The sequence below is a fragment of the Candidatus Methylopumilus universalis genome (genome assembly GCF_006364435.1).
Taxonomy (GTDB): Bacteria; Pseudomonadota; Gammaproteobacteria; order Burkholderiales; family Methylophilaceae; genus Methylopumilus; species Methylopumilus universalis.
This window is the reverse complement of sequence record NZ_CP040977.1, coordinates 1,006,755-1,029,779: the sequence shown is the minus strand read 5'-3', so window position 1 is coordinate 1,029,779 and position 23,025 is coordinate 1,006,755. Positions and strand designations below refer to the sequence as shown.

The following is a 23,025-nucleotide window of genomic DNA, read 5'->3' as shown; positions in this document are numbered from 1 at the left end:
AGGATAATCACCTGTTTTGTTTCTTCTGGGTCGGTAGCTCAGTCGGTAGAGCAGCGGACTTTTAATCCGTTGGTCGTGGGTTCGAATCCCGCCCGACCCACCATTTACAAGGCTTTCAGAGCCTTTTCGTGCTAACGAATTCCATAGTCACTTCATCGCAATACTTTTTCTGTCAGTGTGGTTTTTTCATGGGTCTGAACATCGATTGTGAAGGTAATTCACGATTTAAAATATGTCAGAGACGGCGAAGTTGTGCTGTTCAAAAAATCTCCGAATCGTTTTTGGCAATGTCGTTTTAAATTACCAAATAGCAAATGGCATCGATGTAGCACAAAGCACATTCATTTTGATTACGCTGTTAAAGTCGCCACAGAAATCTACGACGAAAGTCGTTTTCTGCACAAATACAATCTGCCACTTCAAAGCAAAAAGTTTAAGCATGTTGCTGAATTAGCAATAAGAGAAATGGAAAAAGAATTAGACATGGGCATTGGTAAAATTGTTTATCACACTTATATAAGTAGTATTCGCACACATTTAATTCCGTTCTTCGCTAAAAAGTCTGTGGATAAAATTACACAATTAGACTTGCTTAATTTCAAAGCCAATCAAACACGCAAATTAAATAGACCACTTAAAACTTCTACGCTTACTAATTACAACTCATCTTTAAATAGAATTTTTGATACAGCGATTAGTAGAGGATGGATGTCGAAATCACAAGTGCCACCATTGAGCAATAAAGGAGTCAAGGGTGAAAGGCGACCTGCATTCAGTGTTGATGAATGGAAAGTCATTATCAGACAGTTAAAAACTTGGCAAAACATGGGTCAGAAAACCATCACACGTGATATGCGTGAGTTGTTAAGAGATTATGTGTTGATATTGACAAATACAGGCATGAGATATGGCACTGAAAGTCAGAACATTAAATGGAAACACATAAATTGGTTCATGGATAAGGACAGCAACCGCTATTTAATGATTGCCGTTGATGGTAAAACAGGTCGTCGTGAGCTGATAGCACGCCATAATGTGTTGGTTTATTTAAAACGCATACAAAGTAGATTTGATGACTTAAACACCATGACATTCGATGAATTATTAGAAGCCAAGTTAGATGTCTATGTGTTTAGATTAAGAAATGGGTTGCAGACCAATAATCTTAATCAGAGCTTTGAGCAATTCTTAAAGTTTGTGGGGTTGCTAAAGGATAAGTTCGGCGATAACCGCACTCTATATTCACTGCGTCATACCTATGCCACCATGACCTTGATGAGAGGGCAGGTGGGCATACACGATTTAGCAAGGCAAATGGGAACAAGTGTGGTTATGATTGAAAAGCATTATTCACACTTAAATTCGGCTATGAAGGCTAAGAGTTTCAGTTAAAATTAACATATGGGAAGCAATCCGTATTTAATAGCAGATGTCGTTGGAATTTTAATTGGGATGATAATTGTTCTCCTATATTATCAAGAGAGCATTAAAAGTCTTTTCGACGATCAAAAGTATCTTTTTGTTTCTTGTGTTCTGCTATTTAGTCTATTTGGAATAATATTTTTATATTTTAAAGGGCTTGGTTATTAGAGAAATATAAAATTATTTTTGCTCTGTTTTTGAGTGGCAAAAGAAAGAATGAAGGCGTTGCATGACATCTTGGCTGAACAATGGGTTTTGAAGGTGTTGTTAAGAGTTAGGACATTAATAGAACCAAAACTTGTTACTGATTACTCTGATTACTTGTAGTTTTAACTGATGGCTAAATTCAATTTAAAAGAATCCATAAAAGCTGACTATGGATTTGATGTTCCTATATCAGGTGGTGTTGGGTTAACCGCAGATGATCCTATTGTCATAGATACCTTTGATGAAATTGACGCTCCCAATATTGAATGGAGAGTCATAGATTGTGTTAGCAGATCACTTGAAAGCGCATGGTTTCTCTATGACAAAAAAATATCAAAACATAATGATAAGCTAATAGAGAAAGTCACAATCGCAGTAAATTATTACAAAGATAAAACCCCTACAAAAGTTGTTCGTGATTATTACTTTGATATTAGCAGTGTGAAATTTAATGAAATCCCAATCTATACTTATTTCCCCACTGTTTACATAGATCCATTAAGTAAAGTTGCTGTTCCATTTCAGTTTGGATGGTTAAATTTCAGAGAATTCATTGATAACGAAAAAGATAGTGCAGGTGATGGCATGACTTTCACTTATGCATGTCCCATGATTAAGGGAACCTTGTACATCTATAACAAAGGACTCAATAATATTGATATGGATGGCAATCGTGAGTTGATGATCAATGAATTTGAAGAGTCAGCAAGTCAGATTGATGGTGAAGAAACAAAGTCAGACTTATTAGATACTATAAATTTCGATAATTTTATAACAAGAGCTTATGTTGTTGATGGCATGGATAGTTATATTATATTTACAGTGATCAATAACTACTTCTTTAAGTTTAGAGTCACTTTGACTAATGATCCATTAGCCAAAGAAATGATTCTGCATGTCATAGAACAAGTTAGATATATACTTAATCAATATCATCATCAACGTGTAGTTAATTAGTTATTTCATCACATATTAGGAGAGAGTCATGGAAATTAATAATGCAATTATAAATGGACTATTTTTATTATTGGGTATCGTTGTTTCATCAGCGATCAATTACTTTATGGTCAAGCGTGAGCAGAAATGGAAAGAGTCACTGAAAGATATCAAAATGTTAGCCAAACAATGCGAGTCTTTTTGGCACTTAGAAGAATCATATTTACATTATATCGTCATGAATGAGCCAAAGGTAAAGAAGAAAAATATTCAAAATAAGCGAAGATCTATGTTAGCTTATAATCCAGTATTAAATAAGATTCATGTAAATCCAAGTGCTATTAATAAGTTACTTGTGAAGTGGAATTTGGATAACTAATTAGTAACATCATTCAGTTATCTTCATTTCATTCAGCTAACGTTCGCTTCGCTCACCGTAACTATTAATTTCTTAAAATTTAGATAAAGCTCAAGCTATGGAGTCTCACCATATTTAAAATCTAAATGTAAGGCTAATTAATTTACTTCGTCGCTCGTTGGACAGAATTATTTAAAATGCCAAGTAATTTTGTGTTTTGTTGAATTTCAATTCACGAAGTGAATAAAACATAACATCACTTAAATTATTAATTTCTTCAAATTTAATTAAATTGCTGCTTATTTTGCTTTTAGTTTTTAAAATGCCTAGCCAATTTTTTCTAATAAGATACTCAATTTCTTGATGTGATCTTTTCATATCATTATTGTGAGCAATCACTAAATGACAATGTAATGTTTCATTAAAAATCCCAATTTGCTTTGCCCCTAAAATCTTTAATCTTTTATTATTTCTTTTAAATGACCTTCCAAAACAGTATTTGTTGAGTTGATTAAACAGTTTTTCTAGATGACGCTCAAAGATTATTTGGTCATTAATAAATGTGTTTAAAGTCAAAAAATATGTTGTTTTAAATGGCCTAATTTCACTCAAAAATTGGTCGAAAAATTGGTTTTTATTCATAAAATTGGGATTCAGCTTGTTATTGGCTATAACCCTATTTATATAAATTCACCCTTTTTTTTAGACTATTTTTGTAAATATATTAAATATTTGTATTGACACGTTTTTGTGAATTTAGCGATTTTTGACGCCTTGGAATGAAGGCTGTATATGGGATTCAATGAGAGCAATCCCCTTTATTATCAAGCTTTTTGAGGGGTGTTTTAGAGTAAATCGACGGCAGACCTTAACATTTCATCATTAACATCTATATAAAGCTGTGTGGTGGCTATGCTTCTATGACCTGCCAATGTTTGTAAGATTCGGACCCCAATACCTTTGTTAGCTAAGTTAGTAATAAATGTCCTTCTACCACTATGGCTTGTGGCTCCGTCTATACCTGCTAATTTAAATAGCTTTATGAATTCCTGCCCCAAATTATTAGAGGTAAAGCCATCTTTATGTCGTTGTGAATAAATTAAAGGACGATGCCTTTCTGTATGTTTTAGAGTGTGGATATACACATCTATCTCTTTACGTAATTTTTCACCGATCATGACTTTTCTGCCAAATTTACCTTTGGTCTGTTCTGCTTTTAGCCATATCTCACTTTTAACACTATTATCCAAATTCAAAACATCATCAATTTTTAGAGATGCTATTTCTCCCACTCTCATCCCACTCCAAAATGAGATTAAAAGCATAATTCTATTTCTATGAGAATTTCTACCAATCTGACAAACATTAAGAACCTTTCTTAATTCGCTATCTTTGAGAGTTTTGGCTTGTGGCATGGTGATTATCCTTGTTTAAATAATCAGCGATGATAAAGACAAGGATAAAAAGAGTCGACCTAAAAAAGCTTAATTACAGGCTACTTTGAAATCAATGGCTTAGGCGATTAGCCATGATATTTGTGAAAAACATGGCTAAGTCAGAATAATTAATCTGTGGAGTAGAGGCTTCTAATAATTTTTTAAAATCACTTTTTAAGCTTAATAATTCTTTTTCATCTATATTTTTAGATTTATTTGCACTCTTAATTTATTCGAGTTTGAATGAAATAGGCAGAAGTGCATTTAAATTTTTACCACGCAAATTATCTGGCGGGGGTGGAAATGGTGAAGCTTTTCTAATCATCTCGAGTGCTTCATTATCTAAAACTTCATAAGAACTGCTCTTTTTAATCTTAACACTAATCAATGAGCCTTTACTATCAATTTCAAGATCTGCAATAACAGTGCCTTGCCAACCTCGCATTTGAGCAATTTTTGGATATAAAAAATTTTTCCTTATTTTTTTTGAAATAAGATTACTATAATTTTCTAGACTTTGTGACGAATGTTCTTGATTGCCTGGATAGCTGGGATGCTCTAAAATATCTTTTTTGTACAGCCCTGCTTGATCCTCATATTCCCTTGAGCCAGAAAAGAATTTTCCATTCTTGTAAATACCTGTCTCAGTAATAATCATCTCATTGTTATTATGATTATATGTACATTTGCCTTGCCCATTTTCTAATCCATAACTATAGTTTGCCTCGCAAACAGTAGTTGTATTCTTTAATTTATCATCAATGATTAAAGAGCCAAACCCATGCATGTAACCATTTTGACAACTGCCATCCCAATGAATAGATCGATTATTTTGTTTTGATGGAGCTATTTCCTTATATATACAGCCAGTATTAGTTTGATATTCATACAAGGTAGTGACATTTTTTTTGTCATGATTTGAGTTAGTAGAACTATTTTCACTGCCATATTTTTTTTCTTGCATTTCAGATTCTTTTTTATTGCTAGAAATTTCCGAGCTCTTTCTCAATTTTGAAAATATGCTTTCATTCTTGCTTTGGATTTTTTGAATTGGCTTTTCATCCTTGTAATGTTTGACATTATTGAGGTCCTCTTCTTCAGCCTGCTCAGGTTGTTCGGAAATATTTCCAGAATCATTTTTTTTACCATATAAAGCCTCGTAGCTACATGAAAAACCTGCTTTGAAGCCTATTTCGAAAAAGAGTGGGTCTGATGCTGGTATATGGATAATGTCTAAAGTGTCTAAGTAGAATCTTATCTTCTCTACCAAGCCTAAATTATTATACACATCAAAAAGACATTTAGCATATTGACGTGTTTGTTCATCCGTCTTTATGTTCAACCAGCTATTCTTTTGTTCTTCTATGACTTTATTTATAAATTTTTCTTTTACTTGGCTTCCACAGCCTGAAAGAAAGAAGGAGCTAATTGTTATTACGAGAAAAAGTTTGGATTTAGTCAATTTTGATCCATTTAGATATATTTAATTAGTAAAATCAATAGCTAGCCGTTTTAAGTCTTTTTTGGCTAGAATAATATTATTTAATTTTATATTGAATTAAAATTTTTTAGTAATTTTAAAATAATCATTTTTATAACTGTGCTATGGCTTATCTTAACTTTAATGAGTTTTCAGGATAATTTGATATTTATAGTTAGTTAAAAACGTAGATATTATCTTGGAAAAGTCATAAAAACGATCGACTCTTCGCATCGTTTATATAGCATCGATGATGAATATAAACTTTATAAGGAGTCAATCGTGTCAATTCTCTCAGAACTCAAAGCGGTTAGTGTTGTTCGCCCCAAATCACAGCCAAGTATTGTGATTCGTCGTAATAAACTTATCTCTAAACTTCATGACCAACTTCAATGTGTAAAAGCCAAGATTAAAGGCGAAGAATATGTTCAGACAAAATATGTAAGCTTAAAGAAGGATAGTGGAGAAAGGGTGGAATTAGCTAAACAAAGACGTCTCAAGCCTTGGTGGTTCACTTCAGAAAGTGGCAATTTGGTATTTGAAATTAAATACGGAAGTAAACGATTAGAAATTGCTAAAGGCAAAACAGGCTTTGAGGCTAAGACACTCACAGAGTTAGAAACGGCTGTAGAAACGCTTAAAAAGGCTGTTGCAGAGGGGGAATTGGATGACAGTTTAAACTTTGTTGCAGACATCATCAGTCGCAGGATTCACAAGCGTACTAACTGATTTTAGTGCTGTGGATTTTCATGGATGCGTACATTGACAGAAAAAGGTACTTTCGAAACCAAGGCTCTGAAACACTTGGGTCGCCTACTCTACCAAGGGAGTGGAGCACTTTTAATCCGTTGGTCGTGGGTTCGAATCCCGCCCGACCCACCAATAATATCAAGGGCTTTGAAGTATTAACCATACAAAGTCCATCTCACATTACCTCACAGACTGCGCCTAGACTGCGCTTGAACTAATTCTTACTATATATATGTATCTTATTTAGGTTCTGAGGGGGCAGGTCAATTTCTCCGTTTTGTATCTGTATGAATCATCATAGATATATCAGATTGATAAATCATTATATTTCACATCAATTATGTATACTGAAGTTTACTAATTTATTTTGAAATGCATATGAAAAAAATAATCAATATAGCTTTGCTTGGAGCATTAATTGTCCTATCTATATCAACTTCTTTAGCTGCTAACAATGAAACATTAGCAAGGATCCGTGAGAATTCTCTTGCAAAAGCCATGGAGTTACTCAAAGGAAAGAATGCTTCAGTAGATGAGGTATTAAAGACCGCTAAACAAATTGAAGATTACATTCTTGCCGGAGAGAGTAGTAAAAATAAAGAGTTAATTGAGCTGCAAGCAAGCCCTAACGATTATGAGAAAAAACAGCAAATAAAAGTTAAGTCAGTAAGCTCTGAGGAAAGTAGTAATTTCAATGGCTTATCTGTAGGTATTAATGGGCAATTTAAATCTACGACTGCAAAAGTTAAGGCAGGTGATTATGGTATTGATGGTTTAGGACAACAAAATTTTATTACAAACCTACAAGCTGACTATGAATTTAGAATAGATAATAAATTCGGCTTATTAGTTGGCGCCACTATGGATTTTAATGATAATGATTTATTAAATGCAAATGGTGGGATTCATATAAATAAAATTAGAAGTGTAAGAGCCACAGAAAAAAATCATTATTCATTATTTGTCGCTCCGACTTATAGATTATCCTCTGACACATCGGGATATTTAAAATTAGCGTACCATAATTCTAAAATTGAACACTCAAACGATTTTAATTACTCACAAGGAACAAAGAGTCTTCATGGTTATGGAGTTGGCATTGGTGCTAGAAGCTATCTAACTAATAATATCTTTGCCAATATTGAAATTCAAAGAATCATGTATAGCGATGACTCATTCTTTCTATCAAATTTAGGAACAGGGTCTACGGTTGGAAGTTTTGGTTTGGGGTATAGTTTTGCGGATGATAGGAAGCAGCTTTTCATAGCAGAAAACTCTAAAGGTAAATTCAATGGATTATCTCTTGGGATTAATGGACTTTTAAAATCAACTTCAATAAAAACATCAACAACAATAAATGGTATAGCCAATAATCTTGATGGTGTTGGACAGCAAAATTTAGGTATAGGTATCTTTGGTGATTATGCCTTCAGAGTCTCTGATAGAGCATTATTCTTATTAGGCGGTACTTATGATTTTAATGATTCAGACATTGTTAGAGTTTATGGAAGAATCGGTAGTGAAGTAAAAGTTAAAGAAAAAAATCATTATTCACTTTTTGTAGCCCCTGCTTATCAATTATCAGAGAGTTCTCTTGGATATATAAAACTCGCTTATCACCAAACAAAATTTGAAAATATTAATACATTAGATGGAAATGAATTAGGAACAGCCAATAGTAGATATACCAAAAAGTTTGATGGTTATGGTATCGGTATTGGATTTAGAACACTTATTGCAGATAACTTTTATGGCAATCTTGAAGTGCAAAGAGTATTTTATAGCAGAGAAAATGTTTCCCCTGTTGCATTTGATGCTGATTCAACCATCGGTAGTCTTGGATTATCTTATAAATTTTAATCCTATCCAAATTAGAAATTTGATGCCCATAGATACATGAGAAGAAGTTATAGGCTAATTTACCCATTATTTAGCTTTTTATTAAAGTGGCGCGCCCGAAGAGATTCGAACTCCTGACCCCTTGGTTCGAAGCCAAGTACTCTATCCAGCTGAGCTACGGGCGCATAAATAGTAGAGATGATAAAAAGTGGCGCGCCCGAAGAGATTCGAACTCCTGACCCCTTGGTTCGTAGCCAAGTACTCTATCCAGCTGAGCTACGGGCGCGTGGTGACATTATAACTTAATGATATTGAATAATGGCGGAGAGCGAGGGATTCGAACCCTCGATACAGGTTTAAGCCCGTATGCTTCCTTAGCAGGGAAGTGCCTTCGACCACTCGGCCAGCTCTCCAGAAGCGCGAACGATACGCTAAATTGCTTTAAAAATCAATTTCTAGGGCTTATGCGTCAAGTCCAAATGCTTTGTGAAGGGCTCTGACTGCAAGCTCTAGATATTTCTCGTCAATAAGCACTGAAATTTTAATTTCGCTCGTTGAGATCATGTCGATATTAATACCTTCTTCGGATAATGTTCTAAACATTTGGCTTGCAACACCTACGTGTGAGCGCATACCAACGCCTACGATAGATACTTTTGCAATTTTATCGTTTCCATTTACTTCTCTAGCGCCCACGTGACCCTTAACTTTTTCATTAAGAATGCCTAAGGCTTTGCTTAAATCAATTCTATTCACAGTAAATGTAAAGTCAGTTGTTCCAACAGCGCCTACATTTTGAATAATCATATCAACATCGATATTGGCATCTGCAATAGGGCCTAATATTTGATAAGCAATACCTGGCTTATCTGGCACGCCAAGAATACTTACCTTGGCTTCATCGCGATTAAAAGCAATACCTGAAATAATGGGATCTTCCATATTATTTTTTTCCTCAAATGTAATTAAAGTGCCGTCACCTTCTTCTTCAAAGCTTGATAACACTCTTAATTTAACTTTGTATTTACCTGCAAATTCGACTGATCTAATTTGAAGTACTTTTGATCCTAGACTTGCCATTTCTAACATCTCTTCAAAAGTAATTGAATCTAATTTCTTAGCTTCAGGCACCACTCTAGGATCGGTTGTATAAATACCATCCACATCGGTATAGATTTGGCATTCATCCGCTTTAAGAGCTGCGGCTAGCGCAACACCCGTTGTATCCGAACCGCCGCGCCCGAGGGTGGTGATGTTACCTTGTTCATCCACACCTTGGAATCCAGCAACAACCACAACATAACCTTGATCTAAATCTTCTTGAATATTGTGATGGTCAATTTTCAAAATTCTAGCTTTCGTATGAGCGTCATCAGTCAGAATTTTTACTTGGGAACCGGTATAGCTTTTAGCTTTAATGCCAAGATCGATTAAAGCAAGTGTTGTCATACCAATAGTGACCTGCTCGCCTGTAGAGACCATGACATCCAACTCACGTGGATCAGGTTCTGCCATAATTTCTTTAGCAAGGCCAATGAGTCGATTCGTTTCACCAGACATGGCAGAAACCACGACAACGATTTGATGTCCGAGCGATTTATATCGAGCGACACGTCTTGCAACAGCCCGAATTCTTTCTGGCGTTCCAACCGATGTGCCACCATATTTTTGTACAATTAAACTCATAGATATTTAGTTAAGTATTATTTTCTTTATTTTAGTTAAGCAATCATTAAAGGCTTGATCAAGGAGTTCTGGTTTTGATCCGCCAGCCATTGCAAGATCAGGCTTACCGCCACCTTTACCGCCAATTGCAATAGCTAGCTCACTTGCAATTTCGCCTGCTTTTATTTTGTTCACAAGATCCTGAGTCACGCCGACTGCAAGGGTTACTTTGCCCTCATCAACGCCACTTAAAATTATAACTGCACTTTTGAGTTCTGATTTAAGTTTATCAATGGTCTCTCTTAATGCTTGCGCATCGGAAGCGCCTAGTTTTTCCATCACAACTTTCACTTCTCCTACAGAGATAGCTTTTTTAGATAAGTTACCGCTTTCAGAAGAAGCAATTTTTGATTTGAGTTGTTGAATACTTTTTTCTTGCTCTTTCATCAGGTCTTGAATTTGATCAATCTTACTTAAAAGTTCGGAGGAGGGGACTTTAAGATCGTGTGCTAAACGATCAATGATTGAAACATGTTCATTCATATAATGAATCACATTAAATCCTGTCGTCGCTTCAATGCGTCGAATGCCAGAGGAAATGCCTGTCTCAGAGATAATTTTGAAAGCGCCAATATCCCCAGTTCTTTTTACATGGGTGCCGCCGCAAAGTTCTTTACTTGATCCAATGCTAAGCACCCTGACTTCGTCAGCATACTTTTCACCAAAGAGCATCATGGCACCACTTTTTTTAGCATCATCGAGATGCATGGTTTTGGCTTCCGTATCTGTATTGTTTAGTATTTCTTGGTTCACAAACATCTCAACAGATTTAATTTCATCAGAAGTTAAAGCCTTGGGGTGTGAAAAGTCAAAACGTGTTTTCGATTCATCAACAAGCGAACCTTTTTGTTCTACATGTGAGCCTAATGTGTTCTTAAGCCCTTTATGCAACAAATGAGTCGCTGAGTGATTTCGCATAATATTTTTTCTTGAATCATTCTCAACGGATGCTATGACTTCATCAGACACTTTTAAACTATTTGTTTCAACCACACCATAATGCACAAAAATTTTAGCTTTGATTTTTAGTGTATCTTCAACTTTAAAAGAGCTATTCGAGGTTTTAATAAAACCTTTATCGCCAACCTGGCCGCCGGATTCTGCATAGAAGGGTGTGGTATCAAGAATGACAATGCCAGATTCACCTTTAAGAAGCTCTGTCTTCGACTCACCATCTTTAAATAAAGCTAATACTTTTGCCTTGCACTCTATCGCTTCGTAACCAGTAAATTTTGTAGCGTCACCGTTATAGTCAACATCTATCTTCATTTTGAATTTATTAGAAGATCGAGCCATAGATTTTTGGGCTTCCATCGCTTGATCAAAACCTTTTTGATCGATGGAGATATTTTTCTCTCGACAAATGTCGGCGGTTAGATCGAGAGGGAATCCAAAAGTATCATGTAGCTTAAAAGCAATTTGACCATCAAAAGTCTTTTGATTTTTTTTAACAAGCGTTTGAATAGATTCTTCTAATATATTCATGCCATTTTCAATGGTTTCAAAGAATCGTTCTTCTTCTTGCTTGAGAGACAACGAAATATTTTTTTTATTTTTTTCGATATCAGGATATGCCTTACCTAACATGCGGACCACATCATCAACTAATTTATGAAAGAAAGGTTGTCTACAACCTAGTTTGTAGCCGTGTCTTATAGCTCTACGGATAATTCTTCTTAGAACGTAGCCACGACCTTCGTTACCGGGAATCACACCATCTGAAATTAAAAATGTACAAGCGCGAATATGGTCTGATAATACTTTTAATGAAGGGTGATGGATGTCTGATGTTTTTGTAATAGTTGCAGCTGATTGAATCAACGGCACAAATAAATCGGTTTCATAATTTGCATGAACGCCCTGAAGGACTGCGCATATTCTCTCTAAGCCCATACCTGTATCGACTGAAGGTTTTGGTAATGCATGCATGACACCTTTTTCATCGCGGTTATATTGCATAAAAACAATATTCCAAATTTCAATGAATCGATCGCCGTCTTCATCCTTAGATCCAGGGGGACCACCTGGGATATGGCTTCCGTGATCATAAAAAATTTCAGTACATGGACCACATGGACCTGTATCACCCATCATCCAAAAATTATCTGATGCATACTTAGCACCCTTGTTATCACCAATACGAATGATTTTGTCTGGATGAATGCCGATTGATTTAGCCCAGATATCGTATGCTTCATCATCTTCACTATAGACAGTTACAAGGAGTTTTTCTTTGGGGATTTTATAAATTTCCGTGAGAAGTTCCCAGGCATATTGGATCGCATCTTTTTTGAAGTAATCACCAAAGCTGAAATTGCCGAGCATTTCAAAAAAAGTATGATGCCTTGCGGTATAGCCTACATTTTCTAAGTCGTTATGTTTGCCGCCCGCTCTGACACACTTTTGGCTTGAAGTCGCTCTGGCATATGTACGTTTATCAAATCCTAAGAACACGTCTTTGAATTGATTCATACCTGCGTTTGTAAATAATAAAGTAGGATCTTCGCCAGGCACTAATGAGCTTGAAGCTACAATTTGATGTTGTTTGTTCTTGAAAAAATCTAAGAAAGTATTTCTAATTTCTTCGCTAGAAATAAATGGATGATTTGATGCAGTTGACATACGCTAGCTATTCTTCCTTGGCATTCAATATTTTTTTTATAAGCGAAACATCAAACCCGCGACTTTGTAAAAAGCGAGCCTGTTTTGACCATTCTTCTTTAGAAGATGGGAGGAGTTTAAATTTCTTTTGCCACACTTGTTTTGCATATAATAATTCTTGGTTTTTAAGAGGGTCTATGAACTGTTCTATCAGTGCCTGCTCTATTCCTTTTTCTTCAAGTTCTCGAATGATCTTATATCGTCCGAATTTATTTTTTTTTGCATGAATAAATTGTTCACAATACCGCTCATTAGACAGCCATCCATCTGACACTAGAGATGATATAAAAAGATCTAGTGCGTCTTCATCAAATTCGAGCGTATGAGCGTACTCACTTAATTTCAATTTCAATTCGAGATGTGAATACTCTCTTTTTGCTAGGTAATACAGCGCTCTTTTTTTAAGTAAAACTAATGGATTGTTTTTTGTGTTACTCAGTTTCGTCTGTTTCCTGCGGTGCAGTCATCGCCTCGTTGAGGGCTGATGAGTTTGCCCTAATCTTATCTTCAATTTCTTGAGCAATTTTTGGATTTTCTTTTAAAAATTCTCTGGCGTTGTCTTTGCCTTGGCCAATTTTCTCACCGTTATAGCTATACCATGACCCTGCTTTTTCAATGAAATTTAATTGGGCACCAATTTCAATAATTTCACCTTCTCTTGAAATGCCTTCACCATAAAGCACATCAAATTCAGCCTGTTTAAATGGAGGCGCCACCTTATTTTTAACCACTTTAACTCTTGTTTCAGCACCCACGACTTCATCACCTTTTTTGATTGCACCAATACGGCGAATATCAAGCCTCACAGACGCGTAGAATTTCAAAGCATTACCGCCCGTCGTCGTTTCTGGGTTGCCAAACATCACACCAATCTTCATACGAATTTGGTTAATGAATATGACAAGCGTATTTGTTTTTTTAATGTTGCCGGTTAATTTTCTTAAGGCTTGTGACATAAGACGCGCTTGAAGACCCATATGAGAGTCGCCCATTTCACCTTCAATTTCGGCACGCGGTGTTAATGCTGCGACAGAGTCAATGACGACAATATCCACGGACCCGCTGCGGACAAGCATGTCTGCAATTTCAAGGGCTTGTTCGCCTGTATCTGGTTGAGATATGAGTAAGTCTGGAACCACGACACCTAATTTGGCAGCATATTGAGGATCAAGTGCATGTTCAGCATCAATAAAGGCAGCCACACCGCCAAGCTTTTGCATTTGTGCAATGACGGAGAGTGTTAAAGACGTCTTTCCTGAGGATTCTGGACCGTATATTTCAACCACACGTCCTCGAGGAAGGCCACCTATGCCGAGCGCAATATCAAGACCTAAGGAACCTGTTGAAACGGATTGAATGTCCTGGATAACATCGGAATCATCCATCCTCATGACGGAGCCTTTTCCGAATTGTTTTTCGATCTGCGCTAATGCGGCAGCGAGTGCCTTACTTTTATTGTCATCCATCTAAATTTGCCTTTAATTAAAGTGTTTTTATCACTAATAATTATTTCATACTTGGGGGTTTAAAGTAAGCGCTAAGACTTGATTTAGGGCAAATAGACAAGAAGATTCACGTATATATTCCCTCGATCCAGGGAAGACTTTTGAAGCATTAAAAATAATCTTATTTTGATGGGCGATAGCAAAGAAAACAGTACCGACAGGCTTCTCAATAGACCCTCCTGAGGGACCTGCAATGCCTGTAATTGATAAAGCTATTTGAGCATGGCTCTCGTTAAGAGCGCCTAATGCCATTTCGGAAGCAACTTCTTTACTGACTGCACCAAATTTTAAAAGTGTATCTTGACTGACTTTAAGTAATTCAATTTTTGATTCATTACTATATGTCACGAATCCTCGGTCAAACCAGACAGAGCTACCAGGAATATTTGTGAGGTACTGACAAACTAACCCCCCGGTGCATGACTCAGCAAGCGCTATCCGAAATTTTTTTTTCGTGAGCGCATTGCCAAGCTCAAGGCAGATATCTTGAATCATTGTTTGCGTCATTGAATTGAGAAATAAATAAGTAGTGCAAAAAATGCAGCAACATAATCGTCAAGCATGATACCTAATCCGCCCCCCATATGCTTATCTAGATAATTGATTGGAAAAGGCTTCCAAATATCAAAGATTCTAAAGAGCACAAATAACTCAAAAATTTTGAAAGCATTTAAAAGGGGTTGCGCAATGATTAACATTAAAAAGAAAGCGGAGATTTCATCCCACACAATAGCGCTTGGATCTTTAACTTTAAGTGCAAGTGCTGTTTGATTACAAATAAAGACGCCTAAAATTGTAAACACCAAGGCCATCATCATCTGTATGGAAAAACTATACGACGATGCCCATAAATAAATAGGAATTCCTACAAGCGTCCCCAGCGTGCCCGGCGCTCTTTTTGAAAGTCCCGCACCAAAACCTAGAGCTAAAAAATATGACGGATGCTTTATTAGAAATTTAAGATTAGGCAAAATGATCAAATCCTTTTTTATTGAATGATATGGATTTGCCTTTTTGATCCATGATTTTTAGTGTTTTGTTCTGAGTGATAACACCAATGACGCTAATAGCTGTGTTCGTTTTTTTTGCAATTTTTTCTATAGAGAGCCTATGCTTTTTCGATGCTGTAAATAGTAATTCATAATCATCACCACCATTTAATGCAAGTTGATATTTTTTTGATGTATGAATAAATTGATCACATGGGATTTCATTAAGTAAAAGACTAGCGCCAACAGTTGAAGCTTTTAAGATATGACTTAAGTCTTGAATGAGGCCATCAGAAATATCAATACAGCTATTCGCATAGCGAGATAAATGGGAGCCAATTAAAACTTTAGGTGAAGGCGTTTCAAGCGCTTTTATACATTTCACTTTTAAAGAAGGAGCAAGTTTTAACTTCCCTTGGAGGCTCGCCAAGCCCATGGAGGCCATCCCCAATTGTCCAGTCACCCATATATCGTCATTTATTTTTGCACCAGACCTTAATAGACTTTTATTTTTTTTAACTTCGCCCATGATCGTGATTGAAATTGTAAGAGGACCTTTTGTAGTATCACCACCAATAAGATCAATACCAAATTGATCAGCGCATTTAAAAAAGCCTTTTGAGAATTCTTTTAGCCAGCCATGATTTATTTTAGGAAGCGAAATCGATAAAGTCGCCCATTTAGGTATGGCGCCCATCGCTGCAATATCAGATAAATTAACTGCAAGAGATTTCCAGCCTAAGTGAGCTGGATTTGTATTTTTTAGAAAGTGAACATTTTCTACAAGCATGTCGGAAGAAATCACTATTTCACGATTTTTTTTGATATGAATAATTGCTGCATCATCACCCACACCCAGCAAAGTCTGTTTCATTTTTTTCTTAAAGTATTGATCAATAATTTCGAACTCTGAGGACATAATTATTTAGTTTTAGGCCTAAAAGCCTTCACGATATCTTGATGTGTTTCAATAAAAGAGCCATTTAAAAGATCAATACAATAAGGCACGGACGCAAAAATGCCATGCACCATCACTTCCCCTTGGTCATTTTTCAATCCCTCAAGTGTTTGCGCAATAGATTTAGGTTGGCCAGGCAAATTAATAATAAGGGTATTTTTACGCACAACTGCAACCTGCCTCGATAGAATGGCAGTGGGAACGAAATGTAAGCTGATTTGACGCATTTGCTCACCAAAGCCCGGCATCTCACGATCCGCAATTGCTAAGGTGGCCTCAGGCGTGACGTCTCTTATAGCAGGGCCTGTTCCGCCTGTCGTAAGAATAAGATCGCATAAATCGATATCTACAAAATGAATTAAAGAAGATTCAATGATTGGTCTTTCATCAGGGATAATTTTTTCTATCGTTTCGAAGGGTGAAATGAGGGCTTTTTGAAGCCAAGCCTTCAGATGAGGAATGCCTTGATCCTCGTATTCGCCTTTTGAAGCTCGATCGCTAATTGAAATGAGTCCAATTTTAGTGAACTTATTTTTCATGATGGGTCATAATTAGTGAAAGTTCGATCATAACATTATCGCTTTAAGGGAATTCTATGCAATTTAAACTTATTTTTGTCATCCTCAATTTATTAAGCACTCTGGCATTTGCTGAAGAGACCAATCTATTTCAAGTAAATTATCTTACGCAAAGTAATGACAGTCTTCATTCGTTGCAAAAAAAGCCTGATACAAAAATTTATGCTGGCATGAATAAAGAAAAAGATAATATTAGAATGTTAGAAGATGGCTATGACCTTATGGGAACCTCTGCATTTCAGGGGCCTTTTACGGAACCTAACCAAGCGCTTAAACATGCCCAATCGATCGAAGCAGACGTGGTTTTAGTCTACGATCGTAAAATTAATGAAATGACCCGAACAGAGCGCTTAAGGCAGATTCATGCTGAAATGAAAAAAAGCAGCAAGAGTGAAAAAAATAGTGTGATTGAAGTGAGTGAAGCGGACTTACAAGATAAAAATAGTAAGTTTGACTTTTATGCAACCTATTGGGCCAAGCTCCCTCAGCCAATTTTAGGATTACATGTCATTAAGTTAATTAAGAAAAACTCAGACACCAAAGAGAAGAAGGAAGAGGCGGGCTTGAAAGTCATTGCAGTGATTAAAGATTCACCCGCTTTTAAATCAGGCATTCAAAAAGGTGATGTGATACTTGTATTAAATGATGTTAATACTGAGTCGCCTGAAGAGTTCGCTAAATCAGTATTCAAACAGCAAGGCAATAAAGTGAAAATTAAATATGCAAGAGATAATGAGGAAAAGGTTGTAGTTACTGAACTTAACCGCAGATAGTTTTATTTCTCTATAATTTTTTTTATAAGCTTAAATAATTCTCGACTATATTTAGGCGCTTTATCTTTAGTCTTTTCTTCAACTGCTTCTTTGATTGTGTTTAATAAAATTAATTTTTCTTCCGTAGGAAACTTAATTAAGAAATCATTAACACTTCCAGGATCTTCAACTAATTTTTTCCGCCACAATTCTACATTGTGAAAATGTTGTTTTTCTTTAATTTCTTGCTGATCCCAAAAAGTCATAATCGTATTTAATTCAGTAGCATCAAAATTTCTCATGAGCTTGCCAATATATTGACTCTGACGCCTTTTGGCGCCATTACTCGTAATTTTTTGCATGGCTATAATTGCTTCGAATAAATCGGGTGGTAAATTCAAAGCCTTTAATTTGGATACTGATAAATCACATAATTTCAATCCAAGTGATTGAAGTTTTTCAGCCTCAAGTTTAAGCTGCGTCCTGCTGACGGTATTATTTTCGAAATCTTTATCTTTTGCCATATGAATGTAAGTGACTTAATAGAGTGACTATTTCTAAGTTATGATAACAGGGTTTACTTTCCTACCTATAGAGACATGAAAAAAAATCAATTTGATTTAGAACAATTAAAAAAAATTGCTGACCACACATTGCATTATGCAAAGAGTATAGGTGCTACTGCATCTGAAGTTGAGCTAAGTTATGGTACAGGTAAAAATATTTCTGTACGTTTAGGTGAGCTTGAAACACTTGAAATCAATAGAGATAAAGGATTTTCTGTCACCCTTTATAATGGCCAGCGGAAGGGTAGTTCAAGCTCATCTGATCTATCCATGCAAAGTATTGAAGATACCGTAGAGGCTGCTTTTAATATTGCGCGCTATACAGCGCCCGATCCTTTTTTTGACTTAGCTGATAAAAATTTGATGGCGACAAACATGCAAGATCTTGATTTGTATAATGCATGGGACATCTCTATTGACCATATGATTGACCTTGCGAAAACATGTGAGGCTTCAGCGCTTGGTGTAAGTCAAAAAATTACAAATTCCGAAGGAGCTAGCATCTCATCTTCCGAGGGTATTTTTATTTATGCTAATAGTCATGGTTTTATGGGAGGCTATCCCACATCGAGACATTCGATTGGCTGCTCTGTGATTGCAGAAGAAAAGTCGATGATGCAAAGAGATTATTGGTATTCGTCAGCAAGACATGTTGAAGATTTAGAGTCAGTTGAATCGGTAGGAAAATTAGCAGGCACACGAACACTCTCACGATTAGGCGCTAAAAAAATTCAGACATGCCATGCGCCAGTTATTTTTGAAGCACCGATAGCGACCGGACTGATCTCATCTCTTATCTCGGCCATCTCTGGCGGTAATTTATATCGCCAATCTTCATTTCTTCTAAACTCGCTCGGCGAAAAAGTAGCAAGTGATCAATTAACGATTGAAGAAGACCCTTTCCTTTTGCGGGGAGATGCAAGTTCTATGTTTGATGATGAAGGGGTAGCGACAAATTCAAGACTGTTAGTTAACCAAGGTACAATCAATGGATACCTTCTATCTTCTTACTCCGCCAGAAAGCTTGGCATGCAATCAACAGGGAATGCTGGTGGTGCGCATAATCTCATTGTGAAGACGGGCAATCAAAACCTAAAAGATCTTATTAAACAAATGCATAAAGGTCTATTTGTAACAGAGCTACTGGGTCACGGCATCAATATGGTGACAGGTGATTACTCTAGAGGTGCTGCAGGGTTTTGGGTTGAAGATGGGGTGATTGCTTATCCCGTTGAAGAAATTACGATTGCAGGCAATATGAAAGATATGTTGAAACAGATTTTAGCTATTGGAAATGATGTTTACAGAAACGGATCGAAACATACGGGTTCGATCTTACTAGAATCAATGAGTATTGCTTCTAGTTGATAAAAGGCTAATTAGTTGCCAAGAGGCATGGTGTAAGGTTTAACGCCACTTGGATCTTCTACGCCATCTTTAACTAAGTTTTCTCTGTTTTGCATATAGCTATCTCGCATATAGGCATAAGGATCGAATGATTTATCTCGAATATCGATGTCATCCATAAGTTGGGCGCGTCTATCAATTATAGCTGCTCCAATTAAAGCCCATCTTGCAGGGTCATCATTGATATAACCAATTGGATTAAAGAAGAATGCATCAGTTGCCAACCCAATGCCGTCTCTGGTGCTTGATGGACCAAAGAAAGGCAGAACTAAATATGCTCCACTATCAAAACCATAGTAACCAAGCGTTTGACCAAAATCTTCTTTTGTACGAGCGCCACCTATTTTTGAATGGACATCAAATAGGCCAAGCACACCCACGGTTGTATTTAAGGCTACTCGACCCGTTGTATTAGCAGCTTGCTTGAATTTAAATTGGAACAATTCGTTTACGAGTGTTACGACATCAAAGATATTTTTAAAGAAGTTACTCACGCCTGTTTGGACAGGGGTGGGCGTAATTGCTTGGTAGCCCTGAGCCACAGGTTTTAATGCCACTTTGTCAACGACATCATTAAATTTGTAAACTGTACGATTAAGGCCTTCGAGAGGGTCTTTGTTTTGTTGTGAAGCACAACCAAACATGACGAAAGTAACTAAGATTGCAACGAGGAATTTGCTGATGTATTTTGTCATGTCTAAAAGGCGCATTAATGTTAGACAAATTATCTATTAATGTTGTTTTTTTGTCTATAACTTATTGAAAATTAAAGCCTAGAGGCTATTGGCGTAGCATAAAAACAACAGCCTAGTTTTTGACAGATTTATAAAGGGCCAGCGCTTTAACTCTTTGGGAGGCATGATCAATGATGGGCTTTGGGTAGCTTATTTTATGAGCGTTTTGACTAAGCCATGGAGCGTGAATCTCATCATCACTGCAATGATCAAGCTCAGGGATATATTTTTTAATAAATTTACCTTGAGGATCGAATCTTAAGGACTGCGTAATTGGGTTAAAAATCCTAAACCATGGTTGAGCATCACAACCTGTAGAGGCTGCCCATTGCCAACCGCCGTTATTAGCACTTAAGTCAAAATCAATAAGCTTTTCTGCAAAATAGGCTTCGCCCCATCGCCAATCAACAAGAAGATCTTTGACTAAAAAAGAAGCGGCAATCATTCTAAGTCGATTATGCATAAAGCCTGTTTGGTTAAGTTGCCTCATCGCAGCGTCTACAATAGGAAATCCAGTTTGGCCTTCTGTCCATGCCTTGAAATATTCAGCGTTATTTTCAAAAGCGATCGATTCATAATCTTTTTTGAAAGCTCTACCAAGCGCTACGTCTGGACGATGAAATAGAATTTGAAAATAAAATTCACGCCAAATCAATTCATTAAGCCATGTTTCAGCGCCTTCGCTAAAAGACTCTTGAGTTAGCCGAACAAGCTGTCTTATCGATAGCGTGCCAAATCGTAAGTGGACAGAAAGGTATGAGACACCTTTAACCGCTGGGAAATCACGCGTTTTTTTGTAGAGCGCTATTCTCTCTTTAAAATCCTCGGCGAGTAATTTTCCCCCCGTCATACCGGTATGAATTTTTATTTGATGAAGATTGGTTTTTTTAAATCCCATGTCCTCGAGGCTCAATAGTGGATCGGATTTAAATTGAGCAAGATTTTCGATAAACGGCTCAATGTCGAAGCGAGGTATCGTAGTTTGAGTAAGTTTTTTTAAATAATTATTTTTGTAAGGCGTAAAAACAGTATACGGCTTATCGAGCGCAGTTAGAATCTCATCTTGTTCAAAAATTACCTGATCTTTAAAGCCATAAAATACGACATTTTTTTTAATCGCTATATTTTTTATTTCTTCATCTCGTTTGATAGCTTGAGGTTCATAATCTTTGTTGGTATAAATTGCTTCGATCTTAAATTGATCAATGACACGAGAAATTGCATCAGAAGCCAAGCTATGCATCACAATTAAATCAGATTTTTTTTGGATAAAACTTTCTTTAAGTTCTTTAATGCTTTCCCAAATAAATTCGACACGTCTATCTTCTTTATTTTTTAACGCATCTAAAATTTCTTTATCAAAAATAAAAATACAAAAAACTTGTTTAGACTCTTGAAGCGCATGAGAAAGAGCAGCATGATCATAATCACGCAAATCTCTTCTAAACCAAACAAGTGAATTGTTATATTTTTTATTCACGATGATAAGGATGATTTTCTAAAATTGAGTGGGCTCGATATAACTGCTCTGCCACTAAGACCCTTACAAGAGCGTGGGGGAATGTTGATTTGGATAGGCTCCATGTAAGATTGGCTTTTTGAAGAACGTCATCATGTATGCCATCAGCACCCCCAATCACAAACGCAATATGTTTGAAATGTTCTGACCAATGATTTAATTTTTGAGCCAGCTCTTGCGATGTAAACTGGGCTCCCTTTTCATCAAGCACAATTAAAAATTCTTTGTCGAGATGAGATAAAATTTTTTCAGCCTCACTCATTTTTTTTTGCTCTATGGAGTCAAATTTTTTTTCTGGTTTGATTTCTACGAGCTGAGGAGAAAAATCGTGATTGAGCTTTGAAATGTATCCGTCAAAAGCTTCGTTAATCCAGCCTGGCATTTTATTGCCAATTGAGATGATTTTAATTTTCAATGAAGCGAATTAATTTTTTTTGGAGATTTTTTTGGCGGCTCTATCCACAACTGCTCAAGATTATAATAGGCACGTGTAGTAGGGAGCATGATATGCACAATGACATCATCCACATCCACTAGAACCCATTCACCTTCTTTTTCACCCTCAACCCCATTAATATGAATATTAAGCGACTTCATTTTTTCGCAAACATTGTGAGCGAGAGCTTTTGTTTGTCTCGTTGAGTTGGCACTTGCGACCACCATAAAGCTTGTAACCGTAGTAATTTTTCTTACATCAATCACTTCAATATCAAACGCTTTAATATCTTCAAGCGCCTCAACTACCGCTTTTTTAATATCATTCAAGGTCATTGCTGATTAAGCAGCCTGAATCTGAATAAAATCTTTTTTTGCAATAATCTGGTTTTTTTCGTTAACGTAAATAAGCGCTGGTTTGTATTTTTCTAGCTCTAGCTCAGAGTAATTTGCATAGGTTGCAATAATAATAAGGTCACCAGGGTTAGCTTTGTGCGCTGCTGCTCCATTAATCGAAATAACACCTGAATTTCTTTGTGCCCTAATAGCATAAGTTGTAAAACGTTCACCGTTCGTAATATTGTAGATAGCAATTTGCTCGTATTCTCTAATTTGAGCTGCCTCAAGCAATGTTTCATCAATCGCACATGAGCCCTCATATTCAAGTTCTGAGTGCGTAACTTGAACGCGATGAAGTTTAGATTTGAGCATGATTCTTTGCATATATTTGGACTACAAAACCAGGTATATAGGATGTTCTATTATAGC

At 36.3% G+C, this 23,025-nt stretch carries 24 protein-coding genes and 4 tRNA genes; 8 read left to right on the top strand and 20 right to left on the bottom strand.

Translation table 11 applies throughout. The annotated features are described in order from the left end of the window. Nucleotides 1-27: 27 nt before the first annotated feature. The 4 genes from FIT70_RS05455 to FIT70_RS05440 all read left to right on the top strand — a co-directional run bounded on the left by FIT70_RS05455 (nucleotide 28) and on the right by FIT70_RS05440 (nucleotide 2,944). A tRNA-Lys gene (locus FIT70_RS05455) sits at nucleotides 28-103 on the top strand. Between the two features lie 104 nt (nucleotides 104-207). Beyond that, complete coding sequence (locus FIT70_RS05450) at nucleotides 208-1,392, top strand: tyrosine-type recombinase/integrase (protein WP_139931071.1); 1,185 nt, start codon at nucleotides 208-210, stop codon at nucleotides 1,390-1,392. A gap of 366 nt (nucleotides 1,393-1,758) precedes the next feature. Then, on the top strand, nucleotides 1,759-2,586 hold the full coding sequence (locus FIT70_RS05445; protein ID WP_139931069.1) for a hypothetical protein: 828 nt from the start codon (nucleotides 1,759-1,761) through the stop codon (nucleotides 2,584-2,586). 28 nt (nucleotides 2,587-2,614) lie between these two features. Next, nucleotides 2,615-2,944 carry a hypothetical protein gene (locus FIT70_RS05440; RefSeq protein WP_139931067.1) on the top strand — a complete coding sequence of 110 codons (330 nt, stop codon included), beginning with the start codon at nucleotides 2,615-2,617 and terminating at the stop codon, nucleotides 2,942-2,944. Nucleotides 2,945-3,115: 171 nt separating this feature from the next. Here the strand turns inward: FIT70_RS05440 and FIT70_RS05435 are convergent, their stop codons facing one another. The 3 genes from FIT70_RS05435 to FIT70_RS05425 form a co-directional block, all read right to left on the bottom strand. Beyond that, nucleotides 3,116-3,565 carry a hypothetical protein gene (locus FIT70_RS05435; RefSeq protein ID WP_139931065.1) on the bottom strand — a complete coding sequence of 150 codons (450 nt, stop codon included), beginning with the start codon at nucleotides 3,563-3,565 and terminating at the stop codon, nucleotides 3,116-3,118. A 203-nt stretch (nucleotides 3,566-3,768) separates the two neighbouring features. After that, nucleotides 3,769-4,338, bottom strand: coding sequence for a tyrosine-type recombinase/integrase (locus FIT70_RS05430; RefSeq protein ID WP_139931063.1), 570 nt, complete (start codon nucleotides 4,336-4,338; stop codon nucleotides 3,769-3,771). A 250-nt stretch (nucleotides 4,339-4,588) separates the two neighbouring features. Continuing rightward, nucleotides 4,589-5,821 (bottom strand): energy transducer TonB, encoded by a 1,233-nt coding sequence (locus FIT70_RS05425; protein WP_139931061.1) that lies wholly within the window; start codon nucleotides 5,819-5,821, stop codon nucleotides 4,589-4,591. A 300-nt stretch (nucleotides 5,822-6,121) separates the two neighbouring features. On the opposite strand from FIT70_RS05425, the gene FIT70_RS05420 reads away from it, so the two are divergent. Beyond that, entirely contained in the window at nucleotides 6,122-6,568 is a 447-nt protein-coding gene (locus tag FIT70_RS05420) for a DUF6641 family protein (protein WP_139931059.1), read from the top strand. A 399-nt stretch (nucleotides 6,569-6,967) separates the two neighbouring features. Further along, nucleotides 6,968-8,449 (top strand): outer membrane protein, encoded by a 1,482-nt coding sequence (locus tag FIT70_RS05415; RefSeq protein WP_189340847.1) that lies wholly within the window; start codon nucleotides 6,968-6,970, stop codon nucleotides 8,447-8,449. An 87-nt stretch (nucleotides 8,450-8,536) separates the two neighbouring features. Here the strand turns inward: FIT70_RS05415 and FIT70_RS05410 are convergent. The 11 genes from FIT70_RS05410 to mog all read right to left on the bottom strand — a co-directional run bounded on the left by FIT70_RS05410 (nucleotide 8,537) and on the right by mog (nucleotide 16,805). Continuing rightward, a tRNA-Arg gene (locus FIT70_RS05410) sits at nucleotides 8,537-8,613 on the bottom strand. 24 nt (nucleotides 8,614-8,637) lie between these two features. Then, nucleotides 8,638-8,714, bottom strand: a tRNA-Arg gene (locus tag FIT70_RS05405). Nucleotides 8,715-8,747: 33 nt separating this feature from the next. Continuing rightward, a tRNA-Ser gene (locus FIT70_RS05400) sits at nucleotides 8,748-8,841 on the bottom strand. 49 nt (nucleotides 8,842-8,890) lie between these two features. Further along, complete coding sequence (locus FIT70_RS05395) at nucleotides 8,891-10,114, bottom strand: aspartate kinase (protein ID WP_139868253.1); 1,224 nt, start codon at nucleotides 10,112-10,114, stop codon at nucleotides 8,891-8,893. Nucleotides 10,115-10,120: 6 nt separating this feature from the next. Continuing rightward, nucleotides 10,121-12,775 carry an alanine--tRNA ligase gene (gene alaS / locus FIT70_RS05390; RefSeq protein ID WP_139931055.1) on the bottom strand — a complete coding sequence of 885 codons (2,655 nt, stop codon included), beginning with the start codon at nucleotides 12,773-12,775 and terminating at the stop codon, nucleotides 10,121-10,123. Between the two features lie 7 nt (nucleotides 12,776-12,782). Then, nucleotides 12,783-13,166, bottom strand: a complete 384-nt coding sequence (locus FIT70_RS05385; RefSeq protein ID WP_223257721.1) for a regulatory protein RecX — start codon at nucleotides 13,164-13,166, stop codon at nucleotides 12,783-12,785. Between the two features lie 79 nt (nucleotides 13,167-13,245). Further along, complete coding sequence (recA, locus tag FIT70_RS05380) at nucleotides 13,246-14,280, bottom strand: recombinase RecA (RefSeq protein ID WP_028818204.1); 1,035 nt, start codon at nucleotides 14,278-14,280, stop codon at nucleotides 13,246-13,248. Nucleotides 14,281-14,325: 45 nt separating this feature from the next. Beyond that, nucleotides 14,326-14,826, bottom strand: a complete 501-nt coding sequence (locus tag FIT70_RS05375) for a CinA family protein (RefSeq protein WP_139931051.1) — start codon at nucleotides 14,824-14,826, stop codon at nucleotides 14,326-14,328. Next, nucleotides 14,823-15,290 carry a phosphatidylglycerophosphatase A family protein gene (locus tag FIT70_RS05370; protein ID WP_223257720.1) on the bottom strand — a complete coding sequence of 156 codons (468 nt, stop codon included), beginning with the start codon at nucleotides 15,288-15,290 and terminating at the stop codon, nucleotides 14,823-14,825. The genes FIT70_RS05375 and FIT70_RS05370 overlap by 4 nt, the downstream gene beginning before the upstream one ends. Continuing rightward, nucleotides 15,283-16,227 (bottom strand): thiamine-phosphate kinase, encoded by a 945-nt coding sequence (gene thiL / locus FIT70_RS05365; protein ID WP_139931047.1) that lies wholly within the window; start codon nucleotides 16,225-16,227, stop codon nucleotides 15,283-15,285. The genes FIT70_RS05370 and thiL overlap by 8 nt, the downstream gene beginning before the upstream one ends. Nucleotides 16,228-16,229: 2 nt before the next feature. After that, on the bottom strand, nucleotides 16,230-16,805 hold the full coding sequence (gene mog, locus FIT70_RS05360; RefSeq protein ID WP_139931046.1) for a molybdopterin adenylyltransferase: 576 nt from the start codon (nucleotides 16,803-16,805) through the stop codon (nucleotides 16,230-16,232). 56 nt (nucleotides 16,806-16,861) lie between these two features. Here mog and FIT70_RS05355 point away from each other — a divergent pair, with 56 nt between their 5' ends. Further along, complete coding sequence (locus tag FIT70_RS05355; RefSeq protein ID WP_139868242.1) at nucleotides 16,862-17,617, top strand: PDZ domain-containing protein; 756 nt, start codon at nucleotides 16,862-16,864, stop codon at nucleotides 17,615-17,617. 2 nt (nucleotides 17,618-17,619) lie between these two features. Here FIT70_RS05355 and yjgA read toward each other — a convergent pair whose 3' ends face one another. Then, the gene (gene yjgA, locus FIT70_RS05350; protein WP_139868240.1) at nucleotides 17,620-18,120 is read right to left on the bottom strand and encodes a ribosome biogenesis factor YjgA; all 501 of its coding nucleotides are present in this window, start codon (nucleotides 18,118-18,120) and stop codon (nucleotides 17,620-17,622) included. Between the two features lie 75 nt (nucleotides 18,121-18,195). Between yjgA and pmbA the strand changes: the two genes are divergently transcribed. Continuing rightward, the gene (pmbA, locus tag FIT70_RS05345) at nucleotides 18,196-19,530 is read left to right on the top strand and encodes a metalloprotease PmbA (RefSeq protein ID WP_139931044.1); all 1,335 of its coding nucleotides are present in this window, start codon (nucleotides 18,196-18,198) and stop codon (nucleotides 19,528-19,530) included. Nucleotides 19,531-19,541: 11 nt separating this feature from the next. Here pmbA and FIT70_RS05340 read toward each other — a convergent pair whose 3' ends face one another. The 5 genes from FIT70_RS05340 to panD all read right to left on the bottom strand — a co-directional run bounded on the left by FIT70_RS05340 (nucleotide 19,542) and on the right by panD (nucleotide 22,980). After that, nucleotides 19,542-20,264: an MlaA family lipoprotein gene (locus tag FIT70_RS05340; protein ID WP_139881775.1), complete on the bottom strand. Its 723-nt coding sequence runs from the start codon at nucleotides 20,262-20,264 to the stop codon at nucleotides 19,542-19,544. A 112-nt stretch (nucleotides 20,265-20,376) separates the two neighbouring features. Continuing rightward, nucleotides 20,377-21,783: a cryptochrome/photolyase family protein gene (locus FIT70_RS05335; protein WP_189340846.1), complete on the bottom strand. Its 1,407-nt coding sequence runs from the start codon at nucleotides 21,781-21,783 to the stop codon at nucleotides 20,377-20,379. Further along, a complete protein-coding gene (gene rlmH / locus FIT70_RS05330; RefSeq protein WP_139870574.1) occupies nucleotides 21,776-22,237 on the bottom strand; it encodes a 23S rRNA (pseudouridine(1915)-N(3))-methyltransferase RlmH in 462 nt (153 codons plus the stop codon). The genes FIT70_RS05335 and rlmH overlap by 8 nt, the downstream gene beginning before the upstream one ends. After that, nucleotides 22,234-22,593, bottom strand: a complete 360-nt coding sequence (gene rsfS / locus FIT70_RS05325) for a ribosome silencing factor (protein ID WP_139868230.1) — start codon at nucleotides 22,591-22,593, stop codon at nucleotides 22,234-22,236. Before rsfS ends, rlmH begins: the two co-directional genes overlap by 4 nt. A gap of 6 nt (nucleotides 22,594-22,599) precedes the next feature. After that, nucleotides 22,600-22,980, bottom strand: coding sequence for an aspartate 1-decarboxylase (panD, locus tag FIT70_RS05320; RefSeq protein ID WP_028818214.1), 381 nt, complete (start codon nucleotides 22,978-22,980; stop codon nucleotides 22,600-22,602). Between the last annotated feature and the right edge of the window lie 45 nt (nucleotides 22,981-23,025).

Bases quoted from the DNA above. Each gene is read 5' to 3' on its own strand.
- alaS (WP_139931055.1), bottom strand. From the start codon at position 12,775: ATGTCAACTGCATCAAATCATCCATTTATTTCTAGCGAAGAAATTAGA.
- mog (WP_139931046.1), bottom strand. From the start codon at position 16,805: ATGAAAAATAAGTTCACTAAAATTGGACTCATTTCAATTAGCGATCGA.
- FIT70_RS05340 (WP_139881775.1), bottom strand. From the start codon at position 20,264: ATGACAAAATACATCAGCAAATTCCTCGTTGCAATCTTAGTTACTTTC.
- recA (WP_028818204.1), bottom strand. From the start codon at position 14,280: ATGGATGACAATAAAAGTAAGGCACTCGCTGCCGCATTAGCGCAGATC.
- rsfS (WP_139868230.1), bottom strand. From the start codon at position 22,593: ATGACCTTGAATGATATTAAAAAAGCGGTAGTTGAGGCGCTTGAAGAT.
- FIT70_RS05435 (WP_139931065.1), bottom strand. From the start codon at position 3,565: ATGAATAAAAACCAATTTTTCGACCAATTTTTGAGTGAAATTAGGCCA.
- FIT70_RS05415 (WP_189340847.1), top strand. From the start codon at position 6,968: ATGAAAAAAATAATCAATATAGCTTTGCTTGGAGCATTAATTGTCCTA.
- FIT70_RS05440 (WP_139931067.1), top strand. From the start codon at position 2,615: ATGGAAATTAATAATGCAATTATAAATGGACTATTTTTATTATTGGGT.
- FIT70_RS05430 (WP_139931063.1), bottom strand. From the start codon at position 4,338: ATGCCACAAGCCAAAACTCTCAAAGATAGCGAATTAAGAAAGGTTCTT.
- FIT70_RS05355 (WP_139868242.1), top strand. From the start codon at position 16,862: ATGCAATTTAAACTTATTTTTGTCATCCTCAATTTATTAAGCACTCTG.
- panD (WP_028818214.1), bottom strand. From the start codon at position 22,980: ATGCAAAGAATCATGCTCAAATCTAAACTTCATCGCGTTCAAGTTACG.
- FIT70_RS05375 (WP_139931051.1), bottom strand. From the start codon at position 14,826: ATGACGCAAACAATGATTCAAGATATCTGCCTTGAGCTTGGCAATGCG.
- FIT70_RS05395 (WP_139868253.1), bottom strand. From the start codon at position 10,114: ATGAGTTTAATTGTACAAAAATATGGTGGCACATCGGTTGGAACGCCA.
- pmbA (WP_139931044.1), top strand. From the start codon at position 18,196: ATGAAAAAAAATCAATTTGATTTAGAACAATTAAAAAAAATTGCTGAC.
- FIT70_RS05445 (WP_139931069.1), top strand. From the start codon at position 1,759: ATGGCTAAATTCAATTTAAAAGAATCCATAAAAGCTGACTATGGATTT.
- yjgA (WP_139868240.1), bottom strand. From the start codon at position 18,120: ATGGCAAAAGATAAAGATTTCGAAAATAATACCGTCAGCAGGACGCAG.
- thiL (WP_139931047.1), bottom strand. From the start codon at position 16,227: ATGTCCTCAGAGTTCGAAATTATTGATCAATACTTTAAGAAAAAAATG.